Below are 17,506 nucleotides of genomic sequence, written 5' to 3'. Positions count from 1 at the left end.
ATGATTTTATCAGCGGAATGTAAAGGGAACATAAATCTCCTGTAAAAATAATGTAAAGTTAATCCTGCCACTTCATCCATTTTTTTCTACATCTTTTTCGGAAGTTCAATAATAAAGGCGGTGCCTTTGCCGACCTCGCTTTTTACTGAGATGGTTCCCTTATGTGCTTCAACGAGATGCTTTACGATTGCAAGCCCCAGCCCTGTTCCGCCGGAGTTTCTGCTTCTGGCTTTATCAACCCGATAAAAACGTTCAAAGATACGCGGAATTTCTCCGGCTTCAATTCCAATCCCCGTATCCCTTATTTCGGTTATAACCGTGCTGCCTGTATCTGCAGACGAAATATAGACGACCCCTTGATTTGGTGTATATGAAATTGCATTTGATATAATATTTATAAACACCTGCTTAAGCCGGTGAACATCACCTACAATATATACAGGTTTATCCACTCTCTTATATTCCAAAACGATTTCCTTTTCCGCTGCTTTTCCTTTCATGATGGCTACCACATCCTCGAGCACATCAGCCAGATCCAGCTGCTGAATGGACAAACTAAAGCCTTGTTTTTCGATTTTCGACAGATCCAGCAATTCCTGAATAAGAGATTGCAGGCGATCACTTTCCTTTAAAATGATGTTAAGGAAATCATTAAGAATCTGTTTGTTTTCCATCGCACCATCCAAAAGAGTTTCAGAGAAGCCCTTTATAGAGGTAATAGGTGTTTTCAATTCATGAGAAACGTTCGCTACAAAATCCTTCCTCATTTGCTCAAGCTTCTTCAGTTCTGTAATATCATGAAAAACCAGCAATATCCCTTTCCATTCATCATTCGTGCCGATAATTGGAACTCCATATACTTCAAAATAACGTCTTTCGATATTGACGGGAATAATGAGCTGTTTTTTTACTTTCTGCTCGGTCATGAAAATTTCTTCAACCACTTCGGTAATACCTTTATGTTCTATCACTTCATAATAAAGCTTGTAAAGGTATTCGGAGGGATTGACATTGAAAACCTCTTTATATGGCCGGTTCACTAAATTAATATAGCCTCTGCTGTCAATTAGAATCAAACCGCTTCCCATGTTTTCAATAAGCGCCCCAAGTCTGTCCTGCTGCATTTCCTGGGATTTCACCATTTCCTGAAGATTCCTAGCCAGTACGTTAATAGACTTACTCAGCATACCTGTTTCATCTTCCTGATCTTCATAAGTCCTTGCCCGATAGTTCCCCTTAGTAAGTTCAATCGCAACCTGTGTTGCTGACTCGATAGGCTTTGTATATCGTGCCATAATTCTTGACCCGAGCAGAATAATCATAAATAAAGACAGCCCAAGACTGACAGCTAAAATCCACCAAATCTGCTGATAGGCCTTTTGGAATTCAGCCAGCTTTGTGCTTAAGAAGATATAGCCTTCCTTCTCGCCATTTACCATGACAGGCTGCCAATAATAGTGCAGATTAAACCCTCCGGCCACTTCCCATCCTGATTCATATGCAGATTTCTTTTTTAATACTTCAAATATGATTTCCTGGTGCCTGTTTTGCGTTGTCTCACTTTTTATGCTGCTATCCATTAATATTCTGCCCTTGCTATCAGTAGCAGTTACATGCACATCAAGTATGTCACCAAGCTCATTGATTCTCTCAATACTAATGGATCCAATTCCTCCATTGCCCTCAATATAGCTCGCCGCCATTTCAGTCTCTTTTTGAAGACGTGCATCAAATGTATTTAAATAATAGCTTTTAAAAAGCTGGCCTAAAAGAAGGCCTAATGCAATTAATACAACCAGAATTAATGAAAGCAATGCGAAAAGCAGGCGGGTGCGAAAGGTCGTCATTCTCCTTTAGGCTCCTCCAATTTGTAGCCCAGTCCGCGAATGGTCTTAATATATACAGGTTTTTTGGTGTTTGCTTCAATTTTCTCTCTTAAATGGCTAATATGTACATCAACGATTCTCGTGTCTCCTGCAAAATCATAATTCCAGACTGCACTAAGCAGCTGATCCCTTGTAAGGACACGGCTTTTATTCTTGGCAAGATATAATAGCAATTCAAATTCCTTAGGAGTTAATTCAAGGAGTTCTTCTTCAAAATAAGCTTCATAATGCTGTGGAAAGATTTTAAGACCGCCAATCCTAAAAGAATCACCATCTTCTGCTTTCTCTTCGGAAGCTTCAGGCACAAATTGTGTTCTCCGCAAGATCGCTTTAACTCTGGCAACCACTTCCCGCGGGCTGAAAGGTTTTGTCATGTAATCATCTGCACCCAGTTCAAGACCAAGAACCTTATCAAACTCATCATCCTTGGCCGTCAGCATTAAAATAGGCGTCGCTATTTTCTGCTGTCTAAGCTGTTTGCATACTTCTATTCCATCAAGCTTTGGCAGCATAAGATCAAGAACAATAAGATCCGGCTTTTCAGAAATGGCCAGATCTTTGCCCTCCTGGCCATCTATGGCCGTAAGTACTTCATAGCCCGCCTGCTGCAGGTTGTATTGAAGTAAAGTTACAATAGATTGTTCGTCATCTACAACTAGAATTTTCTTATCCATGCGATCCTCCGAGTGAATGAATTACCCCTCTTTGTACTTCAATTGGTTGACTCTCACTTATAAAAAGCAGGTATCCCTCCTGCCTATTAAACCCCTTTTGCCACATATCTTTATTATAATATAGTTCATGATTTTTTTCGGGTCAATTGCTGTAAAGGGAGGATTCATCAAAAAAGATGTGCATATGCTGCACATCTTTTGACTATCAGAAATTATCCAAAGCATTGCCATCCATAGGCTGAGGCTTGTATGGCGGGCATACAAGGAGCTGTCCATTAATAACCGTCTGGTCCTCTTCATTTGTTCCCTGGACCTTAATTTGCACGGTATGATTTGAGGTGTTCACTTCTGTTACTTCAAATAAAAATTGAACCGTACCATAATGATAGACAGGCTTCGTGTACTCGATTTCCTGTTTTAAAACATGGCTTCCTGGGCCCGGCAAATATTTCGATATGGCAGAGTTTATGATGCCATTCAGCATAACACTTGGTACAATTGGCTTTTTATAAGGTGTTTGTGAAGCATAATCATGCTGAATATATAATGGGTTTGCATCGTTTGTCAGACCCAGGTACAGCAATAGATCCTTATCTTCTATTTTTTCTGTTAGCGTCAATTTTTCGCCCACAGATATTTCTTCTATTGTTCTTCCCAGTTTTCTTTTCTTTCCAAGCAGCATAGCTAAGCACCTCCGAGTGTTGTAACCGTTTACATAATAACTGTAAAAAATAGACTGTTCAATATTTTAAATTATTCAGTCTATTCTCTCTATGATATCATTTTATACTATTTCCCAAAAGGGCTTCCAGTAAAAAAAATCCGGGAGAAATTCCCCGGATTTTCTTCACATAGATTAGATCACCCTAGTAAGCTAATACTTCCATTACCTTGCGAACTGAATCTGCCGACTTATCGAGGGCAGCTTTTTCTTCACTTGTCAGTTCAAGCTCTATTACTTTTTCGATTCCGTTTGCTCCAAGGATTGCAGGCACACCCAGATAGATTCCTTCGTAGCCATATTCTCCTTCAAGGTAAGCAATGGAAGGCAGTACGCGGCGCTGATCTTTAAGGATAGCTTCACACATTTCCACAAGGGAAGCTGCTGGAGCATAGTAGGCACTTCCATTGCCTAATAAGTTAACGATCTCTCCTCCGCCTTTGCGTGTACGCTCGACAATGGCATCCAGACGATCTTTTGAAATTAATGATTCTAAAGGAATGCCGCCAGCATATGAATAGCGGACTAGCGGAACCATGTCATCACCATGTCCTCCAAGTACAAATCCTGTAATGTCTTTAACAGACAAATTCAGTTCCTGCGCGACAAATGTCCGGAAGCGGGCTGTGTCAAGAACACCCGATTGTCCTATTACACGGTTTTTCGGGAAGCCTGATTCCTTGAAAACTGTATAAGTCATCGCATCCACTGGATTAGTAAGCACAACAATATAGCTATTTGGAGAATGTTTTGCAATCTCCTGGGCTACACTTTTCATAATCTTCTGGTTCGTTTGTACAAGGTCATCACGGCTCATGCCCGGCTTTCGTGCAATGCCTGCTGTAATAACAACAATGTCGGAGTCTTGTGTATCTTCATAGCTTGAAGTTCCTGTGATATTTGAATCGAATCCCTGAACAGGACTTGCTTCAAGCATATCAAGAGCTTTTCCCTTTGTAGGATTTTCCATTTGCGGAATATCGACCAATACGACATCCCCAAGTTCCTTTTGAGCCAGTAAGAATGCAGTTGTTGCTCCAGTAAATCCTCCACCGATTACAGAAATCTTTTTGCGTTTCAATGACATGAGCAGTTCCTCCTTTTGGAAATGAAAGTTCAGGATTTGCATCCTTTATGTAAGAGGCTGTTTCAAGGAACAGCCTTCCTATATACACAATTTCAGAGAATCGCCAGCTGCCCGGCAAAAGAAGTTTCCTCAGGGAAGTACACTAAATGTACTGCATGAATAGTATATTAATCAAAAGCGCCTTTTATTAAAGGCGCTTTTACTTTTTTATTCCATGTTTTTAATTAGTTCGTCGGCAAATTCAGAGCATTTTACTTCAGTTGCTCCATCCATTAGACGCGCAAAGTCATATGTTACGACTTTAGAAGCAATAGATTTCTCCATAGATTTAACGATCATGTTTGCAGCTTCGTTCCATCCAAGGTGCTCAAGCATTAATACACCTGAAAGAATAACAGATGAAGGATTAACCTTATCAAGACCGGCATACTTCGGAGCTGTACCATGTGTTGCTTCGAAGATCGCATGTCCAGTTTCATAGTTAATGTTTGCTCCAGGAGCAATACCAATTCCGCCTACCTGTGCAGCAAGAGCATCAGAAATATAATCACCATTCAAGTTCATTGTTGCAACAACATCAAACTCTTTTGGACGGGTAAGGATCTGCTGAAGGAAAATATCAGCAATCGCATCTTTAACAATAATTTTGCCGGCTGCTTCTGCATCTGCCTGTGCTTTGTTTGCAGCTTCAACACCCTGCTCATCCTTAATGCGGTCATATTGAGCCCAAGTGAATACTTTTTCTCCGTACTCTCTTTCAGCAAGCTCATAACCCCAGTTCTTAAAGGCACCTTCAGTAAATTTCATGATATTGCCTTTATGTACAAGTGTTAGGGATTTACGGCCCTCTTTAATGGCATACTCAATAGCAGCACGTACAAGGCGGCTGGTTCCCTCTTCTGAAACAGGCTTAATGCCGATGCCTGAAGTTTCCGGGAAGCGGATCTTATTAACACCCATCTCATCCTGAAGGAATGAAATCAGTTTTTTAACCTCATCAGAGCCTTTAGCATACTCAATGCCGGCATAAATATCTTCAGTATTTTCACGGAAAATAACCATATCAGTATCCTGAGGGCGTTTGACTGGTGAAGGAACACCTTCAAACCAGCGAACCGGACGCAGGCACACAAACAGGTCAAGCTCCTGGCGAAGCGCAACGTTAAGAGAACGGATTCCGCCGCCGATTGGTGTTGTTAATGGGCCTTTAATGGCAATAAGATATTCATTGATCATATCAAGTGTTTCGGAAGGAAGCCACTCGCCAGTCTGGTTGAAGGCTTTTTCTCCTGCTAACACTTCTTTCCAGACAAGCTTGCGCTCACCATTATATGCTTTTTCTACAGATGCATCCAATACACGGGAAGCTGCGGCCCAAATATCAGGTCCTGTTCCGTCTCCTTCGATAAAAGGAACGATTGGATTGTTTGGTACGTTTAGTACACCATTAGTAACTGTGATTTTTTCACCTTGCATTGTTATACCCTCCATTTTGAAAAGTGCATGCATCAGCCTTTTTATTTATATAGTCTTCGGTCGGCGCAATGCTGCATCAGTATATCAGATTCAAAGGTTAGAAGGCATTTGCCCCTAACCTTTTCCCTGCTCTCTCTATTACAGCAATTTTTTGATAAAAAGTAAAATGCTGAGTAGTAATTTTAGTTTTTAATCTGTTTTTTCAGCCTATTACAGACTTCTTTGCTCTACTGGCACGTATTTTTGCATTCCCGGGCCTGTATAGTCTGCACGCGGACGGATCAAACGGTTATTTTCATATTGCTCGAGAATATGAGCCAGCCAGCCAGATACACGGCTTACAGCAAAAATCGGCGTGAACAGGTCATGGTCGATTCCCAGGCTATGATATACAGACGCAGAATAGAAGTCGACATTTGGCGGAAGTTTTTTCTCCCCGGTAACGATCGCTTCAATTTGCGTGGACATTTCGTACCAGTGTGGTTCGCCGGTAAGCTCTGTAAGCTTTTTAGACATTTCTCTTAAGTGCTTGGCACGAGGATCGCCCTGACGGTAAACACGATGGCCAAAGCCCATGATTTTCTCTTTCTTTTCAAGCTTTTCACGAATATACGGCTCAACATTTTCAAGAGTGCCGATATCAGTAAGCATCTTCATTACCGCCTCATTGGCACCGCCATGCAAGGGTCCTTTCAATGCACCAATAGCCGCTGTAACTCCTGAATAAATATCAGACAAAGTAGCTACACATACCCGCGCAGTGAACGTGGAGGCATTCAATTCATGGTCCGCATGAAGAACCAGCGCTTTATTAAACGCTTCAATTGCGATTGCTTCAGGCTCTTCGCCTGTAAGCATGTATAGGAAGTTGGCTGCAAATCCAAGATCTGTTCTAGGAGCAATTGGTTCAAGACCTTTTCTTACTCTTGCAAATGCCGTTACGATAGCAGGCATTTTAGCTTGAAGGCGAATTGCTTTTTTATAGTTCGCTTCTACATCCATCTGGTCTGCTTCTTCATCATAAAGTCCCAATAGAGACACTGCAGAACGAAGGGCAGCCATTGGATGCACTTTGTCAATTGGATATGTTTTAAAATGGTTCAGAACTTCCTCTGGAAGAGAGTAGTTTGCTGCAAGCTGACTCTTTAACTCATCCAGTTGGGCTTGAGCAGGAAGCTTTCTGTGCCATAAAAGATAAATAACCTCTTCAAAGCTTGCATTTTCAGCCAAATCATCAATATTGTAGCCAGCATAGGTTAATGTATCGTCTATGATGGAGCTGATAGACGAAGTAGTAGCTACTACCCCTTCAAGACCGCGTGTTACTGTCATACCGAATCTCTCCTTTACATAATAAAATTTCCCCATACCCATTTTTGTCTGTACATTAAACATAAGTAAGCCGAACCTGATCTTTCATCTTTCAGAAAAGCTTCCTCGTCATGTCCACATTCTGCTTTATCTTTTTTGGGACACTTTTATAGGGCTGCAGGACAGCCATTAAAAGCCGGCTTTATCTGCCGATCTACAGACCAAATTTATGAAAGGTGAAACCTTCATTTGGCGAACTCCCGATATATGGAAGAAATAAACTGCATTAATCGAGCGGTTGCTCGGTACTCTCTTAAAAAAAAGAAAATGCTTACATTTTTCCAAAAATGAAAAAATAAATATATTAATAACATTTTAATAGGGCTTAACTGAATTTAATAGGTACCGTGAAATAGGTTACGCTTACAAGTCCTATTATAAACAATTATCTGACTTTTGTGAATGAAAAGCACTTAATTTGTTAAAAAATATTATTTTTCAAGAAAAGTTTATTTGCATTTTTGCCCAAAGGCAATGAAGGATCTAAGAACATTCATTTAAAAAGCTCAAAGACTTTCATTGCCATATATGCAATCCCTGCTCCTATCAGAGGACCAACGGCAATGCCTTTAAAAAGGGAGACAGCAAGAATGGTCCCCAGGACAAGAGCAGTTGTAATATGGGGATCTTCAGCCAGCAATACGATGCCGCCTTTTGCCAGAAGAGCAACTGCAATCCCTGAGACTAGAGCAACCCACGCATACGGGGATTTAAATGCCCCTCCTAAATCCCGGAAGCCGATTTCACCACTGGCTATAGGTGCAAGGACAGCAATGGTAATAATAGTTACACCCCAGTTAATTCCCTTGGACTGCAGGAATGAAAAGGCTTTTGAATCCAGGCCGACTGCTTTAAGGATAATCAAAACAAAGACAGCAATGATCAGTGATTGATTTTTTGCAATTAAACCTATCCCCAGCAATAGAAACAAAAAAATGAGTGATTGGGAAAACATCTGCTAATTCACCTGCCAGCTTTCTATATTATCGTAACATAATTTAAATCAATTTAATAATTTCCGGGTTCTTTGCCGGATATTTTAAAATAGAATAAGTACTAATAGAATATATCTAATTATTTTTAGCTCTTGAAAAAATGATGTATGATATGACTAATAACATTACATAAAGTGAAACTTCAATCAGTGGGGGGGCTTTATCCCCACTGATTGTTAGTTGAGGCCCACAGGAAGTGGGTCACAAAGACATTGCCACAGGACGTGGCGTTCTTAGTCTTTGTTCTTCTTTTCGGGCCTTTACGGGCAGTTTGCCCCCCACTTATCCTCTTTTGGTTCCTCTGAGTCTTAAAGTGGGGGCTTACTGCCCGTTAGACTGCGATACAACAAAGCTGCAATGACTTAGTCTGTTCAAATTTAATAAGGAGGCTATTACTTGAACCCGGCATATATCTATCGGACCGTAAGATTTTTCTTTGTCATTGGAGTGGTGATCTTAAGTCTCTATGCTTTCTTATATTTATCCAAAGTGACTTATCCTTTTATTATCGGACTGGCTATTGCCTTTCTGATTAACCCTTTGGTCAATATAATGGAGGTTAAATGGAAAATACCAAGGGCTCTTGCAGTCCTCATTGCACTGATTCTTATCTTTGCCATTTTTGCCGGATTAATCACTTTACTGGTCGCAGAGATCGTATCAGGTGCGGATTATTTGGCAGAAGTAGTTCCGCAGCACCTCGATACCTTAATTGATTTTGTTGAGCAGTTCTTTGCAGGGCAAATCATCCCTCTTTATAACCAGCTGGCAAGTTTATTTAATAATCTGGGAACAGGACAGCAGGATACCATCATGACGAATATAGAAAACGTCGGGAAGCAATTTGGCTCTACACTGGGAGATTTTATCCAGGCGTTTTTCGAGAAAATCCCTAACATTCTTTCATGGTTTCCCAATGCTGCCACTGTCCTGATCTTCTCGCTGCTGGCCACTTTTTTTATCAGCAAGGATTGGCACAGGCTTTCAGGTATATTCAGCCGCATGCTGCCCAGCCGCGCAAAAAAGCGGCAGAACCGTATTTGCTGATCTGCAGAAGGCTTTATTTGGTTTCGTTAAGGCTCAGGCTACTTTAGTATCTATAACTACTGTTATCATACTTATCGGGCTTCTGATTCTGCGTGTCGATTACGCCATCACAATAGCACTTGTGACTGGCCTTGTCGATATTATTCCCTATCTCGGAACAGGGCTGATTTTTGTGCCGTGGATTATATATGAGGCAATCGGCGGAGAAATGAGCAGGGCACTCGGGCTCGGCATTCTTTATATCATCGTTTTGGTCCAGCGCCAGATAATGGAGCCAAAGATTCTTTCATCAAGCATCGGGCTTGATCCTTTAGCTACCCTGATTGCTTTATTTGCCGGTTTTAAATTGATTGGTTTTCTGGGCTTAATTGCAGGCCCGGTTACTCTTGTACTCATCACTACTCTTCATAAAGCTGGGGTATTCAGGGATATCTGGATGTTTATAAAAGGCAATGAAGAAGCCGATTAGGATGAAAAATCTGTGCATCGCCATCAGTCAATATGATTATAATCCTCCATTAAAATTAACAAGCCGCTCCAGTATATCGGAGCGGCTATATATATAGCTATCTTTACCTGATTATCGTGATCGTTCCCTTGTTCATCCATTTTTTCAACCCTATATATAGGATGTTTTTAAGGACTTTTCTTGCAGAAGGAAGAAGCAAAGTAAATCCTAATGCATCTGTAATGAAACCGGGTGCCAGAAGCAGTGTACCCCCAATAAGGATGCAGGCCCCTTCAAGAATAGCGTCACCAGGCATTTGCCCGTATCGCAGCTGTTCCTGGATTTTTCTGATTGTTTCAAGACCCTGCTTTTTAGCGAGATAAGCACCGAGAACACCTGTAAGCAGGATAATCGCAAGTGTAGGCCATAGCCCAATGGTATTGCCTGAAAGAAGTAAAACTCCAATTTCAGCAGCTGGAACGATTATCATCAGCAGGAGAATGTAGCGCATTAAGCCACCTCTATTTTGTTTAAGACTTACCATTATTATATCAAACAAGGCACTGAGAATATAACTATTTGTCCGGCAAAGTAAAAAAAGGAAGGGAGCACCCTTCCTTCTACAAATTCAAATTATAATACACTTGCGTGGCCGTTATAAATTACACCTCGCTGAGAGTCAACAGTGATTTCCTGCCCATCCATTAGAAGGCTTGTTGCATTTTCAACTCCTACAATGACAGGTATGCCAATATTAAGGCCGACAACAGCGGCATGGCTTGTAAGCCCGCCTTCTTCTGTAATAAGCGCACTGCATTTCTCAATCGCAGGCACCATTTCACGGTCTGAGCCGATAGTAACCAAAATAGAGCCTTCTGTTACCTTCGCTAATGCTTCCTCTGCATTTCTTGCTACAACGACTTTTCCAAAGGCTGATTTCCGACCGATTCCTTGTGCCTTAGCAAGAATGTCTCCCACTACATGAATTTTCATTAAGTTGGTGGTACCCGCTTCACCCACAGGAACTCCTGCTGTAATTACAACTAAATCTCCTGAAGCAACAATTCCGCTGTTCAAGCTTTCTTCAACGGCGATATCAAGCATATCGTCTGTGGTAGCCGCTTTTTGGCCAATTTGAGGGTATACACCCCATGTTAAAGATAAACGCCGAGACACATGATCATTAGAAGTAACGGCAATGATTGGTGCTTTAGGACGGTACTTGGAAATCATCCTAGCTGTATGGCCGCTTTCAGTTGGAGTGATAATTGCGTTGACATCCAGGTTTAGAGCTGTATGTGCCACTGATTCTCCGATGGCATCAGTAATGTTATGCTCATTATCTTTGCTGCGATTTGACAAAATCTCTTTATGATCTAATGCAGATTCCGCTCTTGATGCAATGTTGTGCATTGTCTGCACAGCTTCAACAGGATAAGAGCCTGCAGCTGTCTCACCGGATAACATGATCGCATCAGTACCATCAAAAATGGCATTTGCTACATCACTCGCTTCTGCGCGTGTAGGACGCGGGTTACGCTGCATGGAATCGAGCATTTGCGTTGCAGTAATGACTGGTTTTCCCTGTGCATTGCATTTTTTAATTAATTTCTTTTGTACGAGCGGCACCTCTTCAGCTGGAATTTCCACTCCAAGGTCTCCTCGCGCTACCATTAGTCCATCAGAAATTTCAAGAATTTCTTCAATATTATCTACACCTTCCTGATTTTCAATCTTAGGAATGATGTTGATATATGATGCATTGTGCTCTTCAAGCAGCTGTCTGATTTCCAAAACATCAGTTGCTCTGCGGACAAAAGAAGCGGCAATGAAATCGACGCCCTGTTCAATTCCAAAGATGATATCCTGTGCATCTTTCTCTGTTATGCCGGGAAGATTCACAGAAACACCTGGAACATTGACGCCTTTTTTATTTTTAAGTGTTCCGCTATTTAAAATTTTTGTGTGGATTTCACTGTTGGCCTTATCAATTTTTGTCACTTCCAGACCAATTAAACCGTCATCAAGCAATATTTTGCTTCCTGTGTCCACATCTTCAATAAGGCCTGCATATGTAACAGAAAACTTTTCTGCTGTTCCTTCAACCTCGTTCATGGAAATAATAATGTTTTCCCCAGCTCTAAGTTCAACCGCGCCATCCACCATATTATTTGTGCGGATTTCAGGTCCTTTAGTGTCTAAAAGGATGGCTACAGTCTTGCCAGTCTTTGCTGAAGCTTCACGGATATTCTGAATTCGCTGGCCATGTTCCACGAAATCACCATGGGAAAAATTTAACCGGGCAACATTCATTCCTGCTTCAATAAGCTGTGTTAACTTTTCAACACTTTCACTGGCAGGTCCAATAGTACAAACGATCTTCGTTTTACGCATTATAATTTACCTCCTGATTTAGTGCAGCTAGATTACCGGCACATGCGGCTTTCGGGAGCCGCGTGCGGGTTTATATGCGGCAAAATTAAATAGACAGCTCTTTCGAGAGTTTGTAGAGATCCAGGTCAAGTGTATGCTCTCTATCCAATATTTCAATTATATCATGGTCAACCAGTTTATTATTTTGAATTCCTACTGCACGTCCGCCTTTTCCTTCAAGAATAAGCTCTACTGCATATGCTCCAAGGCGGCTGGCCAGCACACGGTCGAATGCAGTTGGGGAACCGCCCCGCTGCATATGGCCAAGCACGGACACACGTGTATCAAAATTAGTTGTTTCTTTGATTTGCTTGGCAAATTCCACGCCGCTGCAGACTCCTTCTGCAACTACAATGATACTGTGCTTTTTGCCTCGTTCATGTCCCTTTTTAAGTCTCTCTGCAATTTCATCCATGCTATATCCTGCTTCAGGAATGAGGATTGTTTCCGCACCGCCTGCTAATCCAGCGCATAAAGCGATATCTCCTGCATCTCTTCCCATTACTTCAATGATGAAGGTTCTTTCATGGGAAGTAGCTGTATCACGGATTTTATCGATTGCATCAATAACCGTATTTAAAGCTGTGTCAAATCCAATAGTATATTGCGTTCCCGGAATATCGTTATCAATGGTGCCGGGTACGCCCACACAAGGAAATCCATGCTCTGTCAAAGCTTTTGCTCCACGGTATGAACCATCCCCGCCAATTACGACAAGACCTTCTATGCCGTGCTTGTTCATTTGTTCGATGCCCTTTTGCTGGCCTTCTTTTGTTTTGAACTCTTCGCTTCTAGCCGATTGTAAGACAGTACCGCCGCGATGGATGATATCACCAACCGAACCGAGGTCAAGCTTCTTAATATTTCCTGACATCAAGCCGGAATATCCGCCATATACACCATATACTTCAATATTATGATAGATCGCTTTACGGACCACTGCACGTACAGCTGCATTCATGCCAGGAGAATCGCCGCCGCTTGTTAAAACTCCTATTTTTTTCATAATAATCACCCCGTATGTAATTTATATCACCATAAGAAAGCGTGTAATCTGCTGTGTTGTTTTATAACAGGCCTAAACATTATCTGCATGCTGCCCAAAAATCTGCAGGCAGGCTCTTTATGTAAAGCAAAGCATATTTTGCTTATCTTATTATTGAACAAAACGCTATTGAATATTTCTAAAATACCATGAAGAAGGGAGCATCTCAACTTAATCAGACAATTTCAAAGAAATACAGAATTGTCGGGATACTGAAAGCGTTTTATATAGAAGAAACTGCATATTTTCACTATAAGGAGGGTATTAAAGTATGACTCTCTGCCAAAGATGACCTTCGCTTCTGCGCCGCGAGTCATAAATAAAAAGCGTGCCCGAAAGCACGCTTTTATTTTACCCCAATAAATTCCTTTAAAAACGAATATTGGCCAATAGATTTGAACTTGTTGTACCGGTGATCGATCAGCTGGTCTTCAGTAAGATCCATCAGATCCTTCAATGATTGAGTAAGGACTTCTCCGATTTCCTCAGCCTGAACCTTGACATCTTTGTGGGCTCCGCCCTTTACCTCTTCAATAATCTCATCCACCACACCCAGTTCTTTTAAGTCCGGTGCAGTGATTCTCATGGATTCTGCAGCCTTTTTTGCCTGAGATGCATCTTTCCAGAGAATGGCTGCCGCTCCTTCTGGAGAAATAACGGAATATGTGGAGTTTTCGAGCATATGAATATGGTTTCCTACACCAAGAGCCAGAGCTCCGCCGCTTCCGCCTTCACCAATGACGATACAGATAACCGGGACTCTAAGGCTTGCCATTTCAAACAGGTTCTTGGCAATTGCCTCACTCTGTCCCCGTTCCTCTGCTGCTTTTCCAGGATAGGCACCCTTTGTATCAATGAAACAGATAATAGGCCTCCGGAATTTATCGGCCTGCTTCATAAGCCTTAATGCTTTGCGGTAGCCTTCAGGATGCGGCATGCCAAAATTCCTGCGGATATTTTCTTTTGTGTCTTTTCCACGCTGATGGCCGATGACAGTAACAGGAATCCCCTTAAACTTTGCGATACCGCCAACAATCGCCTCATCATCACCAAAAGCACGATCCCCGTGACACTCGAAAAAATCCTCAAAAAGGTGAGAGATATAATCCAGTGTAGTCGGCCTTGCGGGATGCCTTGCAATCTGCACACGATCCCACGGTTTCATATTTTCATATATATCGGCTTCTAATTTTTCCAAGCGCGCTTCCAGTTTCTCTATCTCAGAAGATAGGTCTACATCGGCTGTTTTGGTAAACTCTTTTAATTCAGCAATCTTTTTTTTCAGTTCCATTACCGGACGCTCAAATTCTAATTCTCCTGCCATTGGAAGTCACCTCCTGGTTGATGTATGGATAAAATAGCTGATATCTTGTCTTTTAACTCTGTTCTCGGAATTACTGCATCCAATTGACCGCATTTCAATAAGAATTCTGCTGTCTGGAAGTCTTCCGGCAATTCTTCACGGATCGTTTGTTCAATGATCCTCCGCCCCGCAAATCCAATCAAAGCACCAGGTTCTGCCAGATTATAGTCCCCTAGTGAAGCAAAGCTTGCAGACACACCGCCAGTTGTCGGATGAGTCATGATTGAAATAATAAGGCCTCCATTATCACTGAATCTTTTTAGTGCCACACTTGTCTTGGCCATTTGCATCAGGCTTAAGACGCCTTCCTGCATTCTTGCACCGCCTGAAGCGGTAAATATTATAAAAGGAACTCGCAATTCATCAGCTTTTTCAATGGCACGGGTAATTTTCTCTCCCACTACTGAACCCATGCTTCCCATTCTGAATGTGGAATCCATAACAGCTACTGCAATCTTTTGACCATCTACAGTGCCTGTCCCAGTCACTACCGCTTCATTTATCTTTGTCTTTTCCCGATCCTTCTCCAGCTTTTCAATATAATCCGGGAAATTCAGAGGATTTTCTGAAATCATGTTCGCGTTAATTTCTTCAAAGCTATTAGCATCCAAAAAGCTTGCCAAGCGCTCTTTTGAATTCATGGTGTGGTGGTAATGACAATGGAAACACACTTTAAGATTCTTGACCAATTCTTTGGTATACATGATTTTCTTGCAGTTTGGACACTTTGTCATGATTCCTTCCGGCACATCCTGCTTTGCCGTTTCCGATGGAATGGTTGCATATTTCTTCTTCTTCGTCTTAGTAAAAATATCTTTAAGCAAGATGAAACCTCCCTGATAATCGCTGAATCATTTCCATTAATTTCATCAGTGGTCAGACCACTGATTTAAAAATGAATGCCTAACTTTTCTAGGCTTCATTTATGCTTGACTGATTATTTAAATATAGATGATATGAAAAATAAATTCTGCAAAAAATTGTCGTTAATCCTTCGACAAATTTCTTAAATTTCTATATACACGAATAACTTCGGAATCTTTTCTGGAAATCAAGGTATCAATCAGTTCCACATATTGCTGCTTGGTTATCACCATTTTCTCTAAATCCAAAGAATTGTAATAATCTTTGAGAATGATCCAAATACGGAGGAAAAGATGATTATCTGCAAGTGTGACGATTTCAAGAAAAAAGTCATCATCTGTGTAGTCTGCTTCCAGGGTCCATTTTTTGAACCTGAGAAGCCGATCTTCACCAGCCTTTTGAATTATTAGCCATAAACAATCAAGTTCGATCAGAAACTTGGTTTCTTTAACATCTCTTATAGATTTCTTATCCTGAAGAATGAAAGTGCTGAGCAGCTGTACGAGCTGATGCCCCCTAAAATCCCTCATAAAAGTCCCCTCGCCTCTCCTTGTCTCAATTAAGCCAAGAAGTTCAAGGGCTCTTAATGCTTCCCGAACGGAAGAGCGCCCGACACCCAGGCGCTCTGACAGCTCTCTTTCGGAAGGCAATCGATCTCCAGGCTTAAGGCCATCATGTTCAATCATGGTCCTAAGCTGTTTGACAATGCCGATATAAACCTTCGTGTTATTTTGAGGTGAATTCAATTATGGAATCACTCACCTTTTCCAATGACTGCAAGTTGCTTCGTTTTTTCCTTCACTTCTTCAGGATCAACTTTAATGCGGGCAACGCCAGTCTCCATAGCTGCCTTTGCTACAGCAGCTGCCACTTCAGGTGCGACACGGGGATCGAATGGCCCCGGGATGACATAATCAGCATTCAATTCATCCTGATGCACAAGATTAGCAATGGCTTCTACAGCAGCCACTTTCATTTTCTCATTGATATGAGTTGCACGGACATCCAGTGCTCCGCGGAAAATCCCAGGGAAAGCCAGTACATTGTTTACCTGGTTTGGAAAATCAGATCTTCCGGTTCCAACCACCATTGCTCCAGCCGCTTTCGCTTCTTCAGGCATAATTTCAGGAGTTGGATTAGCCATGGCGAATATAATCGGATCCTGATTCATAGTGCCAATCATCTCAGCCGTCAGTGCTCCGGCAGCAGAAACCCCGATGAATACGTCAGCCCCTTTAATAACATCTGCAAGGCTTCCATTCGCATTCTCGCGATTCGTGTACTTTGCAACTTCATTTTTAATTTCATTCATACCCTGCGGGCGGCCTTCATAAATAGCACCTTTAGTGTCACACATAATGATATCGCGAACACCGTAGCTGTATAAAAGTTTAATAATGGCAATCCCGGCAGCACCGGCACCATTTGCGACTACCTTAATTTCATTCATTTTCTTCCCGGAAAGCTTCAGGGCATTTACTAGGCCTGCAACAGTTACAATGGCAGTCCCATGCTGATCATCATGAAAAACGGGAATGTTTGTTTCCTTCTTTAATCGCTCTTCTACATAAAAGCAATTGGGAGCAGCAATGTCTTCAAGGTTTACGCCTCCAAATGTAGGCTCGAGAAGTTTTACAGTCTCAACAATTTTATCTACGTCTGTCGTATTAAGGCAAATTGGAAATGCATCCACTCCTGCAAAACTTTTGAAAAGTACAGCTTTTCCTTCCATTACAGGCAGGGCAGCTTCCGGCCCGATATTTCCCAATCCCAGCACTGCTGTTCCATCGGAAACAACCGCGACCATGTTGCCTTTCATCGTATATTCATAGACAGTTTCGGGCTTATCATAAATTTCCTTGCAGGGCTCAGCAACCCCCGGTGAGTAAGCAAGACTTAAGTCTTTGGCATTTCGCACCTGTACTTTAGATTTAGATTCCAATTTCCCTTTATTAGCTCTATGCATATGCAAAGCTTCTTCGCGTAAGGTCAAAATTTTCACTCCTCATATTCCGGATAGGATTATATATAAACATAGACATGACGAATACATGCTTTAAACCCTGCTGCAGTTCTGTTTCAGTATCAGAATAAAC

General features: G+C 41.7%; 14 protein-coding genes and 1 pseudogene. 1 reads left to right on the top strand and 14 read right to left on the bottom strand.

Features of this window, described 5'->3' with window-relative positions:
* Window positions 1-86: 86 nt before the first annotated feature.
* From pnpS to LLY41_RS05305, 7 genes are all read right to left on the bottom strand, one after another.
* Window positions 87-1,847: a two-component system histidine kinase PnpS gene (gene pnpS, locus LLY41_RS05335; protein ID WP_304587105.1), complete on the bottom strand. Its 1,761-nt coding sequence runs from the start codon at window positions 1,845-1,847 to the stop codon at window positions 87-89.
* Entirely contained in the window at window positions 1,844-2,560 is a 717-nt protein-coding gene (locus LLY41_RS05330) for a response regulator transcription factor (RefSeq protein WP_095244904.1), read from the bottom strand. The genes pnpS and LLY41_RS05330 overlap by 4 nt, the downstream gene beginning before the upstream one ends.
* A 205-nt stretch (window positions 2,561-2,765) precedes the next feature.
* On the bottom strand, window positions 2,766-3,242 hold the full coding sequence (locus LLY41_RS05325; RefSeq protein ID WP_095244903.1) for a MaoC/PaaZ C-terminal domain-containing protein: 477 nt from the start codon (window positions 3,240-3,242) through the stop codon (window positions 2,766-2,768).
* 184 nt (window positions 3,243-3,426) lie between these two features.
* Window positions 3,427-4,368 carry a malate dehydrogenase gene (gene mdh / locus LLY41_RS05320; RefSeq protein WP_076260697.1) on the bottom strand — a complete coding sequence of 314 codons (942 nt, stop codon included), beginning with the start codon at window positions 4,366-4,368 and terminating at the stop codon, window positions 3,427-3,429.
* 207 nt (window positions 4,369-4,575) lie between these two features.
* The gene (gene icd, locus LLY41_RS05315) at window positions 4,576-5,844 is read right to left on the bottom strand and encodes an NADP-dependent isocitrate dehydrogenase (RefSeq protein WP_095244902.1); all 1,269 of its coding nucleotides are present in this window, start codon (window positions 5,842-5,844) and stop codon (window positions 4,576-4,578) included.
* Window positions 5,845-6,054: 210 nt separating this feature from the next.
* Window positions 6,055-7,176, bottom strand: a complete 1,122-nt coding sequence (citZ, locus tag LLY41_RS05310; RefSeq protein WP_095244901.1) for a citrate synthase — start codon at window positions 7,174-7,176, stop codon at window positions 6,055-6,057.
* Window positions 7,177-7,708: 532 nt separating this feature from the next.
* Window positions 7,709-8,170: a DUF441 domain-containing protein gene (locus tag LLY41_RS05305; protein WP_304587104.1), complete on the bottom strand. Its 462-nt coding sequence runs from the start codon at window positions 8,168-8,170 to the stop codon at window positions 7,709-7,711.
* Between the two features lie 436 nt (window positions 8,171-8,606).
* Here LLY41_RS05305 and ytvI point away from each other — a divergent pair.
* A pseudogene (gene ytvI, locus LLY41_RS05300) lies at window positions 8,607-9,726 on the top strand (sporulation integral membrane protein YtvI).
* A gap of 103 nt (window positions 9,727-9,829) precedes the next feature.
* Here the strand turns inward: ytvI and LLY41_RS05295 are convergent.
* The 7 genes from LLY41_RS05295 to LLY41_RS05265 all read right to left on the bottom strand — a co-directional run bounded on the left by LLY41_RS05295 (window position 9,830) and on the right by LLY41_RS05265 (window position 17,403).
* Window positions 9,830-10,216: an FxsA family protein gene (locus LLY41_RS05295; RefSeq protein ID WP_095244897.1), complete on the bottom strand. Its 387-nt coding sequence runs from the start codon at window positions 10,214-10,216 to the stop codon at window positions 9,830-9,832.
* Between the two features lie 122 nt (window positions 10,217-10,338).
* Window positions 10,339-12,099, bottom strand: coding sequence for a pyruvate kinase (gene pyk / locus LLY41_RS05290; protein ID WP_095244896.1), 1,761 nt, complete (start codon window positions 12,097-12,099; stop codon window positions 10,339-10,341).
* Between the two features lie 85 nt (window positions 12,100-12,184).
* Window positions 12,185-13,144: a 6-phosphofructokinase gene (pfkA, locus tag LLY41_RS05285; protein WP_095244895.1), complete on the bottom strand. Its 960-nt coding sequence runs from the start codon at window positions 13,142-13,144 to the stop codon at window positions 12,185-12,187.
* A gap of 385 nt (window positions 13,145-13,529) precedes the next feature.
* On the bottom strand, window positions 13,530-14,507 hold the full coding sequence (gene accA / locus LLY41_RS05280) for an acetyl-CoA carboxylase carboxyl transferase subunit alpha (RefSeq protein ID WP_304587103.1): 978 nt from the start codon (window positions 14,505-14,507) through the stop codon (window positions 13,530-13,532).
* The gene (accD, locus tag LLY41_RS05275; protein WP_304587102.1) at window positions 14,492-15,370 is read right to left on the bottom strand and encodes an acetyl-CoA carboxylase, carboxyltransferase subunit beta; all 879 of its coding nucleotides are present in this window, start codon (window positions 15,368-15,370) and stop codon (window positions 14,492-14,494) included. The genes accA and accD overlap by 16 nt, the downstream gene beginning before the upstream one ends.
* 162 nt (window positions 15,371-15,532) lie before the next feature.
* On the bottom strand, window positions 15,533-16,156 hold the full coding sequence (locus LLY41_RS05270) for a FadR/GntR family transcriptional regulator (RefSeq protein WP_304587101.1): 624 nt from the start codon (window positions 16,154-16,156) through the stop codon (window positions 15,533-15,535).
* 8 nt (window positions 16,157-16,164) lie between these two features.
* Window positions 16,165-17,403 carry an NADP-dependent malic enzyme gene (locus LLY41_RS05265; RefSeq protein WP_048008362.1) on the bottom strand — a complete coding sequence of 413 codons (1,239 nt, stop codon included), beginning with the start codon at window positions 17,401-17,403 and terminating at the stop codon, window positions 16,165-16,167.
* Window positions 17,404-17,506: the final 103 nt, after the last annotated feature.

Source organism: Cytobacillus firmus, assembly GCF_023612095.1.
Taxonomy (GTDB): Bacteria; Bacillota; Bacilli; order Bacillales; family Cytobacillaceae; genus Cytobacillus.
The sequence above is the reverse complement of the archived record's forward strand: the minus strand, read 5'-3'. Positions and strand labels throughout refer to the sequence as shown.

Excerpts from the sequence above, each read along its gene's own strand:
- pnpS (WP_304587105.1), bottom strand. The coding sequence starts at position 1,847 with ATGACGACCTTTCGCACCCGCCTGCTTTTCGCATTGCTTTCATTAATT.
- LLY41_RS05330 (WP_095244904.1), bottom strand. The coding sequence starts at position 2,560 with ATGGATAAGAAAATTCTAGTTGTAGATGACGAACAATCTATTGTAACT.
- LLY41_RS05325 (WP_095244903.1), bottom strand. The coding sequence starts at position 3,242 with ATGCTGCTTGGAAAGAAAAGAAAACTGGGAAGAACAATAGAAGAAATA.
- mdh (WP_076260697.1), bottom strand. The coding sequence starts at position 4,368 with ATGTCATTGAAACGCAAAAAGATTTCTGTAATCGGTGGAGGATTTACT.
- icd (WP_095244902.1), bottom strand. The coding sequence starts at position 5,844 with ATGCAAGGTGAAAAAATCACAGTTACTAATGGTGTACTAAACGTACCA.
- citZ (WP_095244901.1), bottom strand. The coding sequence starts at position 7,176 with ATGACAGTAACACGCGGTCTTGAAGGGGTAGTAGCTACTACTTCGTCT.
- LLY41_RS05305 (WP_304587104.1), bottom strand. The coding sequence starts at position 8,170 with ATGTTTTCCCAATCACTCATTTTTTTGTTTCTATTGCTGGGGATAGGT.
- LLY41_RS05295 (WP_095244897.1), bottom strand. The coding sequence starts at position 10,216 with ATGCGCTACATTCTCCTGCTGATGATAATCGTTCCAGCTGCTGAAATT.
- pyk (WP_095244896.1), bottom strand. The coding sequence starts at position 12,099 with ATGCGTAAAACGAAGATCGTTTGTACTATTGGACCTGCCAGTGAAAGT.
- pfkA (WP_095244895.1), bottom strand. The coding sequence starts at position 13,144 with ATGAAAAAAATAGGAGTTTTAACAAGCGGCGGCGATTCTCCTGGCATG.
- accA (WP_304587103.1), bottom strand. The coding sequence starts at position 14,507 with ATGGCAGGAGAATTAGAATTTGAGCGTCCGGTAATGGAACTGAAAAAA.